Raw genomic sequence first — 19,814 nt, forward strand, 5'->3', positions numbered from 1 at the left:
GGGGTATATCTGTGAAAAAAAGAAAACTGTTTAGAACATTTCTCGTATTAAGTATAGCGCTGCCGATGATAATGGCTAGTATGGCCAGTACAGCAAAGGCTACAGTTAACTTATCTGGCGAAAGTCCTAAATTGCAAGCATTTTCAGACAGTCCCAGTATTTTTAAAGGAAGTACTACTTTAACAGTGCCGATACCAGAAGGAAGAAAACTTGAGGCAACTAAAAACTTTGGAATAGTGAAACCACCTATTAAATTGCCTAATATTAAATCAAGAGCTTATGGTGTTGCAGGGGTTTATCCTACTTCTTATGATTTGAGAACCTATGGTAAAGTAACTTCTGTGAAAGATCAATCTTCTTCGGGGAGCTGTTGGGCATTTGCTTCTTATGCTTCCTTAGAGTCAAAACTTCTTCCTGGTGAAAATAGGGACTTTTCAGAGAATAACTTAAAAAATAATTCTGGTTTTGATTTTGGACCAAACAATGGCGGAAACTCTTTTATGTCAACAGCATATATGGCTAGATGGAGTGGGCCAATAAATGAAGCAGATGATCCATATAATCCAACTTCAATTACATCTCCAACTAATAAATCAGTTCAAAAACACATACAGAATGTAGACTTCTTACCTGGTAAAACAACTTATCTAGATAATAATTTTATAAAAGCTGCCATAATGAGTTCAGGGGCAGTATATACCACCTTCTATTATGAGAGTTGTGGTTATAATGCAACGTATAAAACTTACTATGATTCATTCCCATGGGTAGATTACACTGGAAATAATCATGCTGTAGCTATAATTGGATGGGATGATAACTTCGATAAGAATAAATTTAGAGATTCATATAATGGAGCAATACCTGCAGGAAACGGAGCTTATATTGTAAAAAATAGTTGGGGTTCTTCTTGGGGACAGAACGGATATTTCTACGTATCCTATTATGATGAAAATTTTGCTATGGAAGAAAATACAGTATTTAATGGTCCTGAAGCTACAGCAAATTATAAATCAATATATCAATATGATACTTTAGGTTTTGTAGAAGCACTAGGATACAATAATACTACTGCTTGGATGGCGAACGTTTTTTCAGCACCAACCGCTGAAAATTTATCAGCAGTAAGTTTTTATACAGTATCTCCTGATTGCAGATACGAAGTGTATGTATGCAGCGATTATACTGGAACAACAAACTTAGCTTCTAACCGTATATTAAAAGCTACTGGAACTATAACCTCTGCAGGTTATCATACTATTAAGTTAACTTCGCCAGTGCTATTAACGGGAGGCAAAAAATTTGCGGTAATTGTAAAATTGGTTACAGGTGGTTTTGGTTATCCGCTAGCTATAGAGGATGCTTATCCTGGATATTCAGGTAAAGCTACTGCCGTTGCTGGACAAAGTTATGTAAGTAGTTCAGGTTCAAGTTGGATGGATTTAACCACATATGATGCTACTGCAAATGTATGTCTAAAGGCATTCACCACAGCTGTAAACAAAGCTCCAACAGTTGTAAGCACAGTACCTACAAATCTATCTATTAATTTTAATGTTACAAATAATATATTAGTGAGGTTTAGTGAACCGATATTGGCTGGAACAAATTACGCTAATATAACAGTTAAGAACCCTGCTGGAACAGTTATTCCAATTGCAAAAGCAATAAGTTCAGATACTTTAACTATAAATCCAATTAGCAATTTAGCTAATAATACAAAATATACAGTTACAATTCCTCTTGGAGCAGTTAAGGATAGTACTGGACTTCAGCTAGCTAGTCAATATACCTTTAGTTTTACTACAGTAGCCAATATTGCACCAAAGGTTGTAAGTACTACGCCAGCAAATCTATCTACTAACTTTGCCGTTGGAAATAATATAACTGTGAAGTTTAGTGAGCCGATATTAGCTGGAACAAGTTATGCAAATGTAGTAGTTAAAAACCTAGCTGGAACAGTTATTCCGGTTCAAAAATCAATAAGTTCAGATACGTTAATTATAAACCCAACTAGTAACTTAATTGGTAATACAAAATATACTGTTACAATTCCTGCTGGAGCAGTTAAGGATAGTACTGGACTTCAGCTAGTTAATCCATATGCCTTTAGCTTCACTACTGGAGCAAATACAGCACCAACAGTTGTAAGCACCACACCAGCAAATTTATCTACTAACTTTGCAGTAGGTAATAATATAGTTGTGAAGTTTAGTGAGGCATTATTTGCAGGATCAACTTATAATAGCATAACCGTGAAAAATCCAAGTGGAGTAGTTATTCCAATACAAAAAGCTTTAAGTGCAAATATTTTAGTTATAAATCCAACAATTAATTTGGCTGGAAATACAAAATATACTGTTACAATTCCTGCTGGAGCATTTAAAGACAATGAGGGATTAGGCTTTGCTACCACATACACCTTTAGTTTCACTACAGGGGTGAATACAGCACCAACAGTTGTAAGCACTACACCAGCTAATTTAGCTACTAACTTTGCAGTAGGCAATAATATAGTTGTGAAGTTTAGTGAACCAGTTGTTGTAGGAACAACTTACGGAAGTATAATTGTGAAGAACCCAAGTGGAGTAGTGGTTGCAGTACAAAAAGCTGTAAGTTTTGATAGTTTAATTATAAATCCAAATAGTAACTTGATAGGGAACACAAAATATACTGTTACAATTCCTGCTGGGGCAATAAAAGATAGTCAAGGATTAGGGTTAGCTACTGCATATACCTTTAGCTTTACTACAGGGGCAAATACAGCACCAACGGTTGTAAGTACTTCGCCAGCTAATTTAGCTACTAAATTTCCAGTAACCAATAATATAACAGTGAAGTTTAGTGAACCACTTGCGGTAGGAACCACTTATGGAAGTATAACTGTGAAGAACTCAAGTGGAGTAGTGATTCCGATACAAAAATCAATAAGTTCAGATACTTTAATTATAAATCCAAACAGTAATTTAGCAGGCAGTACAAAATATACTGTTACAATTCCTGCTGGAGCATTTAAAGATAATCAAGGTTTAGGCTTAGCTATCACATACACCTTCAGCTTTACTACTGGAGTATAAGTAGTCACTAAAACTTTTAGTATAAATGAGTGTATTTATATAAATTAGTTACTATTGGATTATAAGTAGTAACTAAAGTTAACTGCTACAAGTAGTTTTCAAAGAAATTAAAGCCCCTCGCAGTGTGCAATTACACATTGTGAGAGGCTTACTTTTGTTATTTAGCCCAAGCTTAGACTCTATTTGTGGAATTGGGGATAGAGTATAAGTGTGAGCGATAAATATAGTAAGGTTTGTGGTTGTACTTGTGAAATTTAGTGTGGTGCTATTATTATATAAAATACTTAAACTTTACTATCAGAAAAGTGAATTTTGGGGAATAACACCACAATTTAGTATAATTATAACATATTTAAGAAAAAATGTAAAGATATATCGAGAAGAAAAATGGAATAATTGTAAAAATAAAACAAAGTGATTGATTTACAAGTGCTTTTTTATTAATTTTACAATTTCATACCACATAACTGATACTATAGCTATTAATATAGAAATTAGTAATTGATTAAAGGTTAGGGGAGTAAGTTTTAAAAAGTCAGATAGTGGAGAATAAAGGATTAATCCTAGAGACGTTATAATTCCTAGGGAATAAACCCACATTATTTTGTCTTTTATTAAGTGTACAAAGGATTTCATTGCAAATTCCGTTTCTGAACTGTTCACATGAACTAGTAAGATATTTGCTACAAGTATAACTGTAAGTCCCATGGCTCTTGCTACTGGGGCATTGTCTGGATTTATATTTAAACTAGTGTAGTAAGTGCCAAAGGAAGCAATAAAGATTGCTAGACCTTGGAGGATACTTTTGATAAAGGTTTTTGTAGTTAATATTTTTTCCTTTGGAGCTCTAGGTGGATGATCCATTATATCTTCTTCAGCAGGTTGCCTTTCTAATATGATAGAACAGGTTGGATCTATTACAAGTTCAAGCAAAACTACATGCAGTGGAAGTAATAAAAGATTAGCAGGAGTTATGCCTAAAAATGGAGCTAGCAATGAAGAAACGGCAATAGGTATATGGATAGAGAAGACATAGCCAACTGCTTTTCTTATATTATGATAGATTCTTCTGCCGTCTTTTATAGTGTCCACAATGGTAGAAAAATTATCATCAAGCAATATCAAATCTGCTGCCTCTCTTGAAACTTCTGAGCCTCGTTTACCCATGGCGATTCCGATATCTGCGTACTTTAATGCAGCAGCGTCATTAACACCATCTCCAGTCATGGCAACTATTTCACCACTGTCCTTAAAAGCTTTTACGATTCTCATTTTATGCTCAGGGATTACCCTTGAGAAAATACTAACAGTTTTGATTCTTTCTTTTAGTTCTTCGTCATTGAATTTGTTTAGCTGGTCACCAGTAATAATCTTATCGTTGTTTGGCATATTGATTTGTTTTGCTATGGAGCTTGCAGTTATTCCATTGTCACCTGTTATCATAACAACGCGAACTCCCGCCTTAGTGCAAGTTTCAATAGATTTATTTATATTTTCCCTTGGTGGATCAGTAAAGCCAACCATACCACAAAGCTGAAGATTACAATTCTTTAGTGAGTTTGGAATAGTGTCATCAATGGATAATATCCTTTGAGCAATTGCAATAACACGTAAGCCCTTTCTAGATAGCTTAATTACATTTTCCTCTGCTAATTTTCTTTCCGTAGTACTTAAGCAACATAGATTTAGAAGTCTTTCAGGAGAACCTTTTGCTGCAATTATTATCTCATTCCCCTTTTCCCAAACATGGCCCATGATTTTACTTTCATTGGTAAAGGCATATTCTTTTATTAATTCTCCATTAAAAAGAGAGTCTTTTGATAACCCTTGAGTTTGGCAGTAGGAGAGTATAGCTTTTTCCATTGGGTCATAGGCATCATACTTACAACCCAGTCCCATAGTTTGGTTTAATAAGCGTTTATCCTTAGTAAAGCACCAGGTTTCTTTAACAGTCATTTGGTTCATGGTTATAGTACCTGTTTTATCCACACAAAGAACAGATACAGCGCCAAGAGTTTCAACAGAAGGTAACTTCCTTACAAGAGAATGTTTCTTTGCAAGCCTCCAAGCACCCATGGACAAGAATACTGTAAGAATAACGGGGAATTCCTCTGGTATCATAGCCATTGCAAGGGTTACTCCAGAGAGAATACTTTCTATAAGCCTATCAAGAAGCTTATGGTCTGGTATATTAAAGAAGGTTACAGTTCCAACTAGGACAAATAGCAAAGCAGCAATGGCTGCACAGGTTTTTACCAGTTTACCAACTTGTTTTTGAAGAGGGGTAGGGGTCTCAGGAGCAGAAATGATGCTCTGACCAATTTTACCGTACTCTGTAGCAGGTCCAATTTTATCTACTAGAATAACGCCTGTGCCTTGAGTAACAAGAGTTCCAGCATAGCAATAGTCCCGTCGCCAATAATCCTTGTTATCTGCTGCATATTCGGAACTTACGCTATTTGGATTTATAGTATCTTCTTTTTGCTCAATTTTATTAATAGTAGAAGCTAGATTAACATTTTCACTAGTTAGAATAGCCTCTTTTCTTTGTTGAAGTTTAGCAATGGTATCTTTTTCTTGTTGGGCTTTATCAATAGAAGAAGCAAAGCTAATACTTTCATTGGATAGGATAGTTTTTTTCTCTTGCTGAAGTTTATCCATTGATATTTTCCAAACCCCTTCAGCTTCTCCAGTAAGAGAGGACTCATCAATACAAAGGGTGCTTGCTTTTAAAACAAAACCATCCGCTGGAATTTTAACCCCTTCCTTGATATACATAATGTCTCCAGGAACCAAATCAGCACTGTTTAATACTTGCTCCTTATCATCTCGAAGCACAGTTATATGAGGTGCGGACAGATCCTTAAGGGCATTCAATGTTTTATCTGTTTTCCATTCTTGAAAAACATCTATACCGATGATTCCAATGACGAAAACAAGCATTATAGCTCCGTCACGTGGTTCTCCAAGGATAAAATAGATTATAGCTGCAATTATAAGCAGCAAAAACATTGGCTCTTTGAGAACCTGTAAAAGCTTTAGAAAGAAGCTATCCTTTTCTTTTTTAGTAAGTTCATTTTTACCAAATTGTTTTTGAAGCTCCTTGGCTTTAGCTGTAGTAAGACCATAAAATTTTTGGTTTTGTTGTGATGTCATAATAGTTACCTCCATTTTGGCTTTTTCAAGCTAAATTTGATAGCTCTATGGCATTGCAATCTTCAGATTGTCCTAGGGAAAAATAAAAAAACCCGTAGGACAAGTGTTACTGTCCCACAGGTATTAAATCCTGTTGCCCAAAAAAGGCCCGGCCCCACGAACTTTTATAAAAGTCCATCGCCTGCTCAGTTTGTACTGTAGATTATATAGAGTCTATACACATAAGACTCTTTTATGCAGTGCAAAGAGATTTCTATCATTACCGTTGCAAGGATGAGAAATTTGCAGAGTATAAATTTTTTATTTTAATAAATAGCTGCTGCTGGTAAATTTGGGCTCAGTGTTGAGCTTCTTATATACATATATGTGGAGGTAGGGTGTTTGGTGATAGAAAAAATTACAGGAGCTAGTTACTATGAATATGTTCACAACAATATATTAGATAAAGTAGATATGATACAGAGTGGATTTTTTTCAATGGATGAAATAAATGAAAATGTTGCTGAAGGATACACAGAAAAGAGTGCCTCTCAAGCCTCGTTACAAATAGAGTTTATAGTTGTATGAAAAGTGAGAAGCGCAAAAAAAAGGCGAGTCTGAGACACGCTTTGTTCTTATTTAAAAAAATAGGTTGCTTAAAATATAATAAGTAGCAAACCTAAATAAGTTAAAATTTCTTTTCAAGGCAATATATACGAAGGCTTATTGGAAATACCAGGGCTGCTGAAACTAATGCAGTTATCCAATAGGTTGGAACATGGACTTTAGATAAGCCTATAAAAATACATGTTGCCGAGACTAATAAAAAGATTAATCTTAGAATTTTTAATAATTTAGCTCTTCTCATTATAATTGTCACCTTTCGATGCTTATCAAGTTATGATAAGTTAATAAAAAGTAGTGTATATAATTAAGTATATGATCTTGGAATAATTATAGTATAAATGTAAAAATAATACAAAGAAGTTATTTATATAAACTAGAGGCGTCAGGGGTAGATAAACGCCCTTTGCATAATCAGTGTAAAATATTTTTAAATATAACATTATATAAAGTATAATTAAATCAAGATAAAGGAAATTCTAATTTTAAATGGAGCAAAAAATATGGATATAGCAGTTTTATCAGATATTCATGGCAATTACATTGCGCTGAAGCGTTGCCTTGAATATGCATTTTCACAGAATATTAGTACATTTTTTTTCTTGGGGGACTATATTGGTGAATTAGCATACCCTGAAAGAACAATGAAGATATTATATGATCTTAATGAAAGATATAAATGTTATTTTATCAAAGGAAATAAGGAAGATTATTGGCTTAATTACCGTGCTAATGGTGAAAAAGGTTGGAAGGATAAGGATTCAACCAGTGGATCATTACTATATGCATACAAATCACTTACAGCTAGAGACTTAGATTTTTTTGCACAGCTGCAATCAGTACAAGAGATAACGGTAAGTGGGATGGCACCAATCACTATTTGTCATGGATCACCCGATAAAATAAATGAAAAAATGTTGCCAGATGATGATAGGACTATTCAAATCATCAACGGGGTAGAAACATCAATCATCTTATGTGGGCATTCTCATGTTCAAAGAAAGATCGTCCATAACGAAAAATGCATTCTAAATCCTGGATCTGTTGGTGTGCCTCTTTTTAGTGAAGGAAACACACAGTTTTTAATATTGCATGGAAATGATGGGGTATGGTTAGAGGAATTTATCAGTCTTGAGTATGATGTTTTACGAGTAATTAGAGATATGCATGAAGCTAAGCTTTATGAACATGCGCCTTATTGGAGTATGATAACAGAAACTATACTGCGAGGAGGTAATACATCTCATTCTAAAGTTCTGACAAGAGCCATGGAGTTATGCAGAGAAGAAACTGGTGATTGTGTGTGGCCTAATATCCCTGAAAAGTGTTGGGAACAGGCTGTAAATGAATTAATATTATAATTTGAAAGGATGACTGTAGGATAAAATGGAACTAAAGGTAACTAAGTTATCAGAAGAATATTTAGAGGAATGTGTAGATTTATTTATAGATACATTTTCAAGAGAACCTTGGAATGATCAATATGATTCTAGGCAACAAGTAAAAGATTTTTTCATAAACCATATGAAAAATAATTATTTTTTAGGGTATATAGGATTAATAGACAAAAAAGTTATAGCCTTAAGTATAGGAATGAAAAAGCCTTGGCTTTATGGCTTAGAATATTACATAGATGAATTTTGTATAAGTTATGATTTCCAAGGAAATGGTATTGGTAGTTTGTTTTTGAAAAACATAGAAGAGTTATTAACTGATGAAAAGGTAGAAGGAATGATACTAAATACAGAAAGAGAGTATCCATCTTATGAGTTTTATAAAAAAAATGGTTTTAAAGTTTTAGGGGATTTAATTGTTTTAGGAAAATAGTGAAGTGTAGCAACGATAGATTAGTGATTTGAAAAATAATGAATTATAGCAACGATAGATTAGTGATTTGAAAAATTATTAATATAATCTACATTGCATTAAAATACACCTAATGCAATGATTCTTTCCTGAATACTTGATATATTTATAACGAGGAGGTGAGGCTATGGATTGGCAGAAGTGTATGAATCAAGCACTTGATTATATTGAAAATAATCTAGCTTGTGATATCGATTATTGTGCAGCGGCAAAGATCATGAACTGCTCGGAGTGGGAATTTCGACGAATTTTTTCTTTCTTAGCTCAAATTCCATTGTCCGAATATATTCGCCGGAGACGGCTGGTTATGGCTGCAATAGATATTAAAAAGGGCGAAAAAATAATTGATGTTGCTATTCGCTATGGATATGAATCTCAAGCAGCTTTTTCAAGAGCATTCAGTCGATTTCATGGAATAGCGCCATCTTTGGCTCGAGACGAAGGGGTAGATCTAAAAGCATTTCCACGCCTGACCTTTAAGTTGATATTAATGGAGGGAAACTGTATGAAAAAGAATCCTAATCACAGAACTAACATTATAGGTGCTGGTGAAGTTGGTTATGCTATTTCTGTTGAAATGGACGAGAATAATATTCATAAAACTAACAGTTCGTTTTGGGACACTAAAGGTAACGAGGTCATAGGGACAACAGCACTTCCTAAATATGGAGCATTTGTTTCGGAGGAAAAGTGTCATCTTTTTGGTGATGTATCAGGGAAAAGGTTGCTAGAAATAGGTTGCGGAACTGGACATTCTCTAAAATATCACGGAGACAGAAACGCTTCTGAACTATGGGGCATAGATATTTCTGAAAATCAAATAGAAAAGGCTAAGGAATATTTATCATTGTGCGGTTTTTCTGCAAAGTTGATCTGTTCACCAATGGAAGAAGACTGTGGAATACCTGTAGATTATTTTGACTATGTTTATTCGATTTACGGTGTGGGTTGGACTACTGACCTTGAAAGTACTTTTTCCAGGATTGCTTCTTACATAAAAAAAGATGGCGTATTTATTTTTAGTTGGTCTCACCCAATACATAAATGCGTTGCTATTGAAAATGAGATGCTCTCTTTTAAGAAAAGTTATTTTGATGAATCTTGGTATTCTGTATCTCTTGAAGGAGGTGCAATATCTTTATCGGATCGCAAACTATCAACTTATATCAATGCATTAGCAAAAGCGGGATTTATCATTGATGAAATGATTGAAGAATCTGATGATGATATTATTCAATTAGATAAGGACAGCGACTTTGCTAAAAAAGCCAAAATGCTCCCTGTAACATTTGTAATTAAAGCAAGAAAATTATAGCAACTAATTCACAATAAAGTGATAAGAAGACTAATAGGTAGAGGAGTGATCAGATGAATATTGATGATAAAATGAGAATTGCGTTGGAAATAGGGAAAAAATCTCTTGAACAAGGTGAGCTTCCTGTGGGGGCAGTTATATTTAAGGGTGATGAAATAATAGGAAGAGCATACTCATCGGGGGAAAGCAAACAACAATTTCTTAGGCATGCTGAAATGAAAGTATTATGGGAAGTGGACGAGCAAGGATATTCCGTAAGAGACAGAAAAAACATGCAGTTGTTTGTTACGTTAGAGCCTTGCATGATGTGTTTAGGCGCGGCTATGGGAGCTTTTATCGGGGAAATATATTATTCTGTTCCATCTCCTATTGATGGTGCTGTAGCTCTTGCAGAAAGTAGTCTGAATTCGAATAATGTTGAAATTCCAAGCTATACGCTTCCTAAGTGTTTTGGTGGCGTTTTACAAGAAGAAGGAAAAGAATTATTAAAAAGATATGTTGAAATAAAAGAAGAAGGTGCTTTGGTGAATTTTTGTAAAAAACTCATAAGTTTATAACCGTGAAATAGTTCAATAAATAGTAATTTGTATTATAGTGCTTAGGGCATTCTAATAAATAGAAATCAGAAATGATGATGTGCTATGATGAAAAATAATATTTCAGAACGTGTTTGGAGGACTCGCGAAAATTAGTTCTCTAATTATAATTTCGGAGGAAGAGAATGATTAAGTTTCAGTTGCTAACAAAGGAAAACATGGCTGAAAATGCACTTGATAATTATGACAGGCTACAAAATGTGCGAAGAGTTTACAGGAAAATTGACAGTGAGTATATGCTTGTTGAAGATGTTGGTATTATGGATTGGAGTTTTGAGAGAAAACAGGCTGTTGCAAAAGCACTTATTAGTGATGACTATATTACATTTGGTGCAATTAGAGAAGATGAAATAGTGGGATTTGCTTCGATAGAAAAGCAATTACAGGGAAAATATATAGTATTAGATATGATGCAAGTTTCACGAAAATATCGCGGTAAGGGGATGGGAAGAACTTTATTTCAGCTAGTGAAAGAAAAAGCAAAGGAAATGGGAGCAAAACAGCTATATATTTCAGCATGTGCATCAGAAGAAACCATTGAATTTTACAAATCAATGGGGTGTAAAATAACTGACAATCCAATCAAAAAAATTGCAGAAGATGAGCCCTTTGATTTACAAATGGTTTGCGATGTTGATTAATTGATTAAAATAATAAATATTAGTCAAGAGAACTTTATCAAAAGGTGTTTCAGTATTATAAATGATGACAAGTTCCAATTTAGTCAGTGGATACTCACTAAAAAGATATTTATTGTAGAGCGTGAGGTGAATAAACTATGTGGCAATGTCCTAAATGCGGACGGGAGTTCGATAATACAAACCAAGACCATTCCTGTGGTGAGCCTTCAAAAACCATTGATGCTTATATTGCTGCACAATCGGAGGAAGTTAGGCCGCTATTAAATCAAGTGAGAGATACGCTCCGTGAAGCACTTCCATATGCGGAAGAACGTATCTCGTGGAGAATGCCAACTTACTGGTATAAACAAAATATAATACACTTTGCGGCATTCAAAAAGCACATTGGATTATACCCTGGGGAAAAGGCTATAGAGCATTTCAGCGAAAGGTTCACGGAATACAAGTCAAGCAAAGGAGCAGTGCAGTTTCCGTACAGTAAGCCTTTACCACTGCCACTTATCGCCGAAATAGCGAAATGGTGTTTCGATACTGGAAATCATCACTAATGGGTGAGGAAACTTTGGCGAAGCAAAAATAAAAACTCCATATAACCAACAAAAACGTCGGCTATATGGAGTAAATTTTTTATTGTATTGCTTTTGCTTTATCGTAACATTCTCTTGCCTCTGCATCCTTGAATAAAGCAGAAAGACAGTTACCCTTTCCAGTGTAAGCAGCTTTACTCTTGTCATCAAGAGCTAGAGCAAGGTCAAAAACTCCTATTGCATCTTGATATTTTTCAAGATTAAATAATGCAAGGCCTTTGCCAACAAAAGCATCGGCATCTTTTTTATCTAATTCTATAGCTTTATCAAAGGCTGCGATAGCTTCATTTGATAGATTTTTTTCTAAGTACGAATTTCCTAAGCTAACAAAAGCGTTAGAGTTTTGTGGGTTCAATTCAGTAGCTTTTGCTAGAGCAGGGATAGCTTCATCAAAATTTTTAAGAGTGCAGTATGAAAGTCCTAAATAATGATATACATATGCAAGAGAAGGATCAATTTCGATACTCTTTTTAAAGGCAGCTACTGCTTCTTCATCTCTATTTAACCACTGAAGGCTCAACCCTTTATTGCTATAATAGGTTGCGTCTGTTGAATTTAGATTTATTGCATTATCGAAGGCACCAAGAGCTTTTTCATAATCCTTAAATACATCATTGTAAAGAATGCCCATCTGATTATAGATTTCGCTATTATTCTGATCGATTTTCACTAATTCATTATAAGTATCTAAAACTTCTTGATTTTTTCCAAGTTTCGCTTGGGCGTAAGCTTTTTTTGTCAAAGCAAATAAAGGATCTTTTCCATAGCCATATAGTTTATCGCTAAGTTCAATAACCTTTTCATATTCTGCATTGTTTATAGCTTGATTTATTTTGTTTTCAAGTAAAGGTACTCTTAGCAGCATATATCCAGGAATACTGATTGCAGCAACGGCAATTATTATACTGCTTATAATGATAATGACATTTCGTCTAACCTTAGACTTACTCATAAATATGACCCCCAGTAAATTAAAAATCTATTTTTTATTATATATTATAAAACATGTATTTACAAACTCCGTATATAGTACATAATAAAAACTTCCATATATTTTTATGCAAATATCAAAAAAAAATACGAAAACTTTATTATAAGTTTTTGATGGTCCTTATAAAAAAGCGGATATACAATATTTTTATTGCCGTATTTCGGTTCAGTATAGATACTTATATCCAGAATTCAAGTTATTCGTAAAATCATCGTATTGTTTCTTTGACATAGTAACAAAAATATTTTTGAACATTTTAAGTTAAGGCTGTGGGTATCTATAAACGTTATTCGTATATAAAGGTGAAGATATAATGTTTAGGAGTGGATAATATTTCTGATATTGTTTTTCTGTATTATTTATATAAAGGCCAAGATAGAGTATTTTAGTTTTTAGATGTAAGTAAACGAAATCGATGATATAATATTCATAATAAATATTTTTTTATAGAAGTTTCGATAAAGAATCTTCATAGGTTATATTGGTTTTTCAATAAGCCTATAAAGTTTTGATGAAGCTTCAATAATGGAAATTATAGATAAAGAGTTAAGATTTAAAGTCAAAGTTTCTTAAGCATTTGAACTATCAGCAATACCGAAAGTTTCAACTCTTAAATAAGTGAAAGTTTGATGTACAACTCTAAAAAAATTAAAGGGATGGAGAAAAAAACTATGAAAAAATTAAAAAGAATATTTACATTAATTCTAACAACTGTAATGACTACAATGTTGTTAGCTTCATGTGGACTAGGAAAAACAAAAGCAACCCCAGAGGAAAGTGCTAAGTACTTTTTAGACATGGTTTTAAAGGGTGACAAAAGCAATATTGATAAGATTGGTTTTAAGGAAGAAGATTATACAGAACTTAAAACTAACTTAGAAGATAGCCTTATTGAAGGTTTTGAAAGTGCAGGGGTTAGCAGCGATATATTAACGGATGAAATTAAAAATACGTTAAAGAACAATATGGTTGTAGGCTTTTCTAAGGTGGAATATGAAGTAGGAGCAAGTTCTATAGATAAGAAAGTTGCTACAGTTGAGGTAAAGATAAAAGGCTTCGATATGAATAAAATTGCTGATCAAGCTAAAACAAAGACTGAAGATAACTATAACGAATCAATGACTGAACAACAATTCTACCAAGAAAATTATAAATTTGTAGGAGAAGGATTTGCAAATGGAGTATTGGTTGAACAACCAAAAACTTTAACTATAAAACTTAACAAAGTTAAACAGTACTGGATACCAGACGAAAGTAGTTCTAAACTATTAATGGAATCACTAGTTGTTGTTCCTTAATTTAGATAGTGAGAAAGTGAAAAATTGTCATCATTAATGAGAAGACCATTAGCATTAAGGATGTAAAATAAGTAATAATTCAATATTGAGTCAGTCCTTGCATATAAAAGATTGCATGGGCTGGCTTTTTTATTGGGTTTATTTTTGGAGACGGTTTATCTTTTTATTAGGTCTAATTTTTCCAGAAGAATTTATCTTTTTATTGAGATTAATTTTTAGATAAGGATTTATTTTTTTGCTAGGTTTTATTTTTAGATAAGATGCTTATTATGTCAGTGTATATATTTTCATAGCAAGACACGGTATTACAAGTATTTAAGAGGGGTAATTTGCGAACTCATGTTAAACAAAAAAATGCAAAGTGTGAACAAAATGCATATCTATTTTTTAGAGAAAAAATATAAAAAATATCAATAAATACGAACAATTGTTCGTAAAAGTGTGGTATAATAGATATAGCCACTGAAATTATGGGAGGTTGTTGCATGCGTGAAAATACTATTGAGCTGGAACTAATAAGATTATTAGAAGAACTTAAAAAGTTACATAACCAAACAGAAAAGGGAGAATACGAGACTTCATAAGTCCATAGATAGACATAAAAATAAAGCAAGGAGAATGTTACTCCCTGCTTTTTTTATTGTTTTACGAATACCACAGGTTTTACCTGTGGTTCTAAAAAGCTTCTAGCGATGAGTAGAAAAAAGAATACCTCCAATGTAAAATGGTAGTAGGTTTGCCGACCACAACCAAAAGTACAAAGGAGGTATATCCGTAATGGATAATAGTAGTTTAGCACATAGTAAATGGAATTGTAAATATCACATAGTCTTCGCACCAAAGTATAGGAGACAAATCATATATGGAAAAATAAAAGCGGATATAGGGGTAATACTTAGAAAGTTATGTGAACATAAAGGAGTAGAAATTATTGAAGCAAATGCATGTAAGGATCATATACATATGCTTGTAAGTATACCTCCGAAGTTAAGTGTCTCTCAGTTTATGGGGTATTTGAAAGGTAAGAGTTCATTGATGATTTTTGACAGACATGCAAATTTGAAATATAAATATGGGAATAGGCAATTTTGGTGTAAAGGCTATTACGTTGATACAGTTGGAAGAAACAAAAAGATAATAGAAGAATACATAAAGAATCAAATACAGGAAGATTTAGCATATGAACAAATGAGCTTGAAAGAATTTATTGACCCGTTTACGGGTGAATCAGTAAACAAAGGCAAAAAATAAAGCACCTTTTAGGTGCAGCCAGTAAAGGTATGCGGTTGGCAAACCGCTCAATGTGCGAGTAGCACGGCCAGTAACATGCCCTTATAGGGCTAAAGCAAACCACCCGTTTGACGGGTGGTCCTGATTTACAAAATATATTAATAGCTTAATCTTCCTTCTTTAATACCAGATATTAAATAATGAGTGAAGTAAGGTTTATAGTCTGAAGTGCCAAAATTCTTAAATAAGTCTGAATATCTTGCAACATATACTTTAGCTCCAAAGTTTGAACATGCTCTTCTACCTTCATGAATTCCGTGCACTAAAAAGTGTTCAATAAGTTTATAAAAGTCATATACTCGTAGCTCTGGATTGTAATTCTGGTAGTAACTTCCGTCATATATAGGAGAGGATCTCCTACCTTCGTTATATCCACTTGTTATAAAATGTTGATAAGCTCCTTCGTAATTGTTAGCTCCAACAGCATTAGATACATCAGAATTATTTTTTAAATAATAGACTGGATCAAAAACATAAGAAGAAGTACGTCCTTCTTTTATACCACTTACTTTCCAATGCATAAATAATCTAGCTCTATCATAACCAAATTTTGCTTTTAAGTCAGGATATTTATCAGCATAAAACTTTTCATCAAATATCAAATTCTCAATAGGATTAGGTATAAAATTATAATCATAAAGACCTGACCTGCCTTCCCTAATGCCAGATATTAAATAATGAGTGAAGTAAGGTTTGTAGTCTGAATTGCCAAGAGCCTTAAATAAGTCTGGATATCTTATAGCATATACTATAGGTTCAAAATTTAAACAAGCATTTCTACTTTCATGAATACCGTATGTTATGAAATGGTAAATAAGTTTGTAAAAGTCATGTGTTTTTAAATCTGAATAGCAATTTTGGTAGTAACTTCCGTGATATATAGGAGAGGATTTTCTACCTTCATTATATCCACTTGTTATAAAATGTTCATAAGCTCCTTTGTAATTGTTAGCTCCAACAGCCTTAGCTACATCAGAATTATTTTTTAAATAATAGTCTGGGTCAAAAACATAAGAAGAAGTACGTCCTTCTTTTATACCGGTTGTTTTCCAATGCATAAATAATTTGGCTTTATTATAACCCAAATTTGCTTTTAAATCAGGATATTTATCAGCATAAAACTTTTCATCAAATATCAAATTCTCAATAGGATTAGGTATAAAATTATAATCATAAAGACCTGACCTGCCTTCCCTAATACCAGATATTAAATAATGAGTAAAGTAAGGTTTATAGTCTAAATTGCCAAAATTCTTAAATAAGTCTGGATATCTTATAGCATATACAATAGGTTCAAAATTTAAACAAGCACTTCTACCCTCATGAATCCCATACGTGAGGAAATGGTAAATAAGTTTGTAAAAGTCATATGTTTTTAAATCTGAATAGCAATTTTTGTAGTAAATTCCGTCATATATAGGAGAGGATCTCCTACCTTCGTTATATCCACTTGTTATAAAATGTTGATAAGCTCCTTCATAATTGTTAGCTCCAACAGCCTTAGCTACATCAGAATTATGTTTTAAATAATAGTCTGGGTCAAAAACACAAGAAAAAGTACGTCCTTCTTTTATACCAGATGTTTTCCAATGCTTAAATAATTTGACTCTATCATAACCAAATCTTGTTTTTAAATCAGGATATTTATCAGCATAAAACTTTTCATCAAATACCAAATCTTCAACAGGACTAGGTACAGGATCAGGTACAGGATTAAGTATAGGACCAGGTATAGGACTAGATGAAGGATTGGGTATAGTACTAAGTACAGGATTAGGTATATAATCATAAAAAGGTTCAACCGTATGTATTTCTACATTATATACGGTAATAATTCCATACATAATTGCAAGCTTGCCTAGATCATTTAATGCAACGCCTTTTATCTTATCTTTATCTAAGGTAAAAGCCAATGCAGGAAAGTCATATACATCTCTTAATATTATTTCTCCATATCCATTACTTACATGAACAGAACCTGGAGGTATCGTTTTATCCTCAAAATTATTCAAACCATGTAATGCATAATACATGTCATTTTCTATAGTATTTCCATTTGGAGAAAATTCTATCTTAAATGATTTATTAAAATTTTCAGGTAACCCACTTGTTTTATAATCATTCCTTAATTCAGAAAGTTTACTTTGATAATAAGCACTGGCTTTAACTCTGCTATCTATATCTGAATCTGTATTCCATATAGAATAAATTTATCCTAATTTAGTATTGTTATCCATTGCATGCGCAAGCAACCTTGCGGCAAAATGATATCCATACTGAGTATCACCTACAGCTATAGCTGCAACCAATAAGATATATACTGACATATATATCGGATCCCCAAGCATGCTTGGTGTACGAAGTCCAGAAGCCGTCACAATATTTTTATTAAAAGTATTCTTAGCAACAGCCTGTCCGTCTTTTAGTAGATTTTCTATTGAATTATTTGGGTCGTTATTAAATATTAAATCTTTACTTTTATTAAGTACTTCATCAGTTATATTTTTACTTTTTATAGTAGTTAATATTTCTCTATATCCGCTGATTTCAACTTCAATACTATTTCTTTGTTCTTCTATCATTACTTTATTTTTTTGTATTTCTAATTCTGATATATTTTTTTCTAGATATGATACAATATCACTCATAGTTAATTCACTTAGAGCATTTTCAAAATAACTGACGTCTGGATTAGCACTTACATCTGGATTAGCATATACAATCACATTGCTAAAAGCTGATATTGTATATGTAAAAATAAGAACAATTGGCATTATAATTCTTTTTATTTTCATAAAAACCTCCTATAAAAAATATTTTACTTAGAGTAATATAGCATGATTTTGATTCAACATCAATATATAACATAAATACCAATGTATTATAAAAAAGAAATGATAATCAAGTAAAAATTTGTATGTGTTTTGTTTTTTTTTATTTATAATTCTGATATACTATTGAAAAGGTATTGAAGTATTAGTTAGATACTAGTATCTTAAAAGATAGTTAATTACAAAAAAGGAGAGCAATGTATGACGAAAAAGTATATTTTGATAATTAGTATCATAGTATTGATGTTTTCATTTAGTGGATGTGAGTTTGTTGTTGGTCCAGGATCAGCTGATTATAGTTATAAGTTATCTGGGAATTATGAATTATATCATGCAGGGTATACCAGTATATATAAAGGAGATTATGAAATAGTTGTAACAGCAGAAGTAAAAAAGATCGCATGGGATGATCTCTACATATTGGCAAGACAAGAAGACGACGACAAAATAAATTATTTCATTATAGATGTTAATCAAGATAAAGTACTTGGTCCACTTAGTGAAGAAGACTTTAACAAAAAAAGAGATGAATTAAAAATTGATAAAGATTTAAAGCTAAAGGATCCATCAAAATATAGAAAATAGGGATAGATAAAAAACGTTGTGTATTTAGTAAAATGTACCCTATTGGATATATTAAAAAAGTCTACTTGGTAGGGTATTTGAGTGTATAATAAAAAAAGATGACTCCTGTTCAATACACAAGTCATCTTCCTAATTTAGCATAGACTTTTTTAAAATTGGCCTCTATAAAGAGTACATTTTATTTTACTCCCTGCTTTTTATTTTAAGTTGAATTTCTTTTTTTAAGATCTCCATAACAATATTTCTTGAAGTTTCGTCTGTTATTTCGCCGTCGCTGTTTATTAGGCCTTTTTCTATTAGCATGTTTAAGGCGGAATCTAATATATCATATTGTTTAACCTCAACATCCTTATCAAGGAAATATTCCATAGGCTTTCCTGTAACATCGGATAACTTTGAAATTATCTTAACGTTAGTGCCTTTTAATCGACCTCTTTCTATATCACAGTAGTAGCTTCTGCTTATCTCAAGCTTACTAGCAAACTCCTCTTGAGTTAGGCCCATTTCCTTTCTAAGTTCTTTGATTTTATCTTTTAACAATTTACTCACCTCATAATTCATTATACCATGTTTGACGTAAAATGTAACAAAAAAAGTGTAAATTAACTCAAAACATAAAGAAACAAAGTATCATCGAGGAATGACACAATAAACGTCAATAACGACGTGGGATGAAGTTTTTCTTTTGACGTTAATTGTTGTATAATATATTCATAGGGGAGGGGACAGTGAGATGTTGAAGGAGTTAAGAATAAATAAAGGAATAACTTGCACTTTTGTGGCTAAAAAGCTAAAGATAAGCAGAGATAGATTAAGACGTATTGAGGAAGGGGAAGTAATGCTTCCTGCAGAGTTTGTTCCCGTTCTAGCAGAATTATATGGAGTAACTTATGAAGAGCTGATAAATAGAAGGGCTCAGGAGTGGAAGAAATAGAAGTAATTCTTGTGCGCAGATAAACATATGTCAGTTTTGATCCT

The 19,814-nt window shown here is 32.8% G+C and carries 17 protein-coding genes and 1 riboswitch; of the genes, 12 read left to right on the forward strand and 5 right to left on the reverse strand.

The genetic code is table 11. The features are described 5' to 3' along the window. The first annotated feature begins 11 nt into the window (after positions 1-11). Complete coding sequence (locus tag CLOCEL_RS00915; protein WP_010075306.1) at positions 12-3,077, forward strand: Ig-like domain-containing protein; 3,066 nt, start codon at positions 12-14, stop codon at positions 3,075-3,077. A 423-nt stretch (positions 3,078-3,500) separates the two neighbouring features. Here the strand turns inward: CLOCEL_RS00915 and CLOCEL_RS00920 are convergent, their stop codons facing one another. Continuing rightward, a complete protein-coding gene (locus CLOCEL_RS00920) occupies positions 3,501-6,233 on the reverse strand; it encodes a cation-translocating P-type ATPase (RefSeq protein WP_010075305.1) in 2,733 nt (910 codons plus the stop codon). A gap of 107 nt (positions 6,234-6,340) precedes the next feature. Beyond that, positions 6,341-6,432, reverse strand: a riboswitch (NiCo riboswitch). A 182-nt stretch (positions 6,433-6,614) separates the two neighbouring features. Here CLOCEL_RS00920 and CLOCEL_RS00925 point away from each other — a divergent pair. From CLOCEL_RS00925 to CLOCEL_RS00960, 7 genes are all read left to right on the forward strand, one after another. Then, on the forward strand, positions 6,615-6,800 hold the full coding sequence (locus CLOCEL_RS00925) for a hypothetical protein (protein ID WP_010075304.1): 186 nt from the start codon (positions 6,615-6,617) through the stop codon (positions 6,798-6,800). A 539-nt stretch (positions 6,801-7,339) separates the two neighbouring features. Beyond that, on the forward strand, positions 7,340-8,197 hold the full coding sequence (locus tag CLOCEL_RS00935) for a metallophosphoesterase family protein (protein ID WP_010075302.1): 858 nt from the start codon (positions 7,340-7,342) through the stop codon (positions 8,195-8,197). Between the two features lie 25 nt (positions 8,198-8,222). Continuing rightward, a complete protein-coding gene (locus CLOCEL_RS00940) occupies positions 8,223-8,663 on the forward strand; it encodes a GNAT family N-acetyltransferase (RefSeq protein ID WP_010075301.1) in 441 nt (146 codons plus the stop codon). A 166-nt stretch (positions 8,664-8,829) separates the two neighbouring features. After that, complete coding sequence (locus tag CLOCEL_RS00945; RefSeq protein WP_010075300.1) at positions 8,830-10,017, forward strand: helix-turn-helix domain-containing protein; 1,188 nt, start codon at positions 8,830-8,832, stop codon at positions 10,015-10,017. Positions 10,018-10,070: 53 nt separating this feature from the next. Further along, positions 10,071-10,574, forward strand: coding sequence for a nucleoside deaminase (locus CLOCEL_RS00950; RefSeq protein ID WP_010075299.1), 504 nt, complete (start codon positions 10,071-10,073; stop codon positions 10,572-10,574). 164 nt (positions 10,575-10,738) lie between these two features. Continuing rightward, positions 10,739-11,254, forward strand: a complete 516-nt coding sequence (locus CLOCEL_RS00955; RefSeq protein WP_010075298.1) for a GNAT family N-acetyltransferase — start codon at positions 10,739-10,741, stop codon at positions 11,252-11,254. Positions 11,255-11,391: 137 nt separating this feature from the next. Further along, entirely contained in the window at positions 11,392-11,802 is a 411-nt protein-coding gene (locus CLOCEL_RS00960) for an iron chaperone (RefSeq protein WP_010075297.1), read from the forward strand. A gap of 79 nt (positions 11,803-11,881) precedes the next feature. Here CLOCEL_RS00960 and CLOCEL_RS00965 read toward each other — a convergent pair whose 3' ends face one another. After that, positions 11,882-12,793 (reverse strand): tetratricopeptide repeat protein, encoded by a 912-nt coding sequence (locus tag CLOCEL_RS00965; protein ID WP_010075296.1) that lies wholly within the window; start codon positions 12,791-12,793, stop codon positions 11,882-11,884. Positions 12,794-13,503: 710 nt separating this feature from the next. Here CLOCEL_RS00965 and CLOCEL_RS00970 point away from each other — a divergent pair. Then, positions 13,504-14,130 (forward strand): DUF5105 domain-containing protein, encoded by a 627-nt coding sequence (locus CLOCEL_RS00970; protein WP_010075295.1) that lies wholly within the window; start codon positions 13,504-13,506, stop codon positions 14,128-14,130. Positions 14,131-14,907: 777 nt separating this feature from the next. Then, positions 14,908-15,381, forward strand: coding sequence for an IS200/IS605 family transposase (tnpA, locus tag CLOCEL_RS00975; RefSeq protein WP_013291570.1), 474 nt, complete (start codon positions 14,908-14,910; stop codon positions 15,379-15,381). Positions 15,382-15,518: 137 nt separating this feature from the next. Here tnpA and CLOCEL_RS00980 read toward each other — a convergent pair whose 3' ends face one another. Both CLOCEL_RS00980 and CLOCEL_RS00985 read right to left on the reverse strand, forming a co-directional pair. Further along, positions 15,519-17,453, reverse strand: a complete 1,935-nt coding sequence (locus tag CLOCEL_RS00980) for a hypothetical protein (protein ID WP_010075293.1) — start codon at positions 17,451-17,453, stop codon at positions 15,519-15,521. Positions 17,454-17,630: 177 nt separating this feature from the next. Then, positions 17,631-18,215, reverse strand: a complete 585-nt coding sequence (locus tag CLOCEL_RS00985; RefSeq protein ID WP_010075292.1) for a hypothetical protein — start codon at positions 18,213-18,215, stop codon at positions 17,631-17,633. Between the two features lie 237 nt (positions 18,216-18,452). Here CLOCEL_RS00985 and CLOCEL_RS00990 point away from each other — a divergent pair, with 237 nt between their 5' ends. After that, a complete protein-coding gene (locus CLOCEL_RS00990; RefSeq protein WP_010075291.1) occupies positions 18,453-18,836 on the forward strand; it encodes a DUF3997 domain-containing protein in 384 nt (127 codons plus the stop codon). Between the two features lie 183 nt (positions 18,837-19,019). On the opposite strand, the gene CLOCEL_RS00995 is transcribed toward CLOCEL_RS00990, so the two are convergent. After that, positions 19,020-19,385 (reverse strand): helix-turn-helix transcriptional regulator, encoded by a 366-nt coding sequence (locus CLOCEL_RS00995; protein ID WP_242655198.1) that lies wholly within the window; start codon positions 19,383-19,385, stop codon positions 19,020-19,022. A 184-nt stretch (positions 19,386-19,569) separates the two neighbouring features. On the opposite strand from CLOCEL_RS00995, the gene CLOCEL_RS01000 reads away from it, so the two are divergent. Further along, positions 19,570-19,770: a helix-turn-helix domain-containing protein gene (locus tag CLOCEL_RS01000; protein WP_010075289.1), complete on the forward strand. Its 201-nt coding sequence runs from the start codon at positions 19,570-19,572 to the stop codon at positions 19,768-19,770. Positions 19,771-19,814 lie beyond the last annotated feature (44 nt).

It is taken from the genome of Clostridium cellulovorans 743B, assembly GCF_000145275.1.
Taxonomy (GTDB): domain Bacteria; phylum Bacillota; class Clostridia; order Clostridiales; family Clostridiaceae; genus Clostridium_K; species Clostridium_K cellulovorans.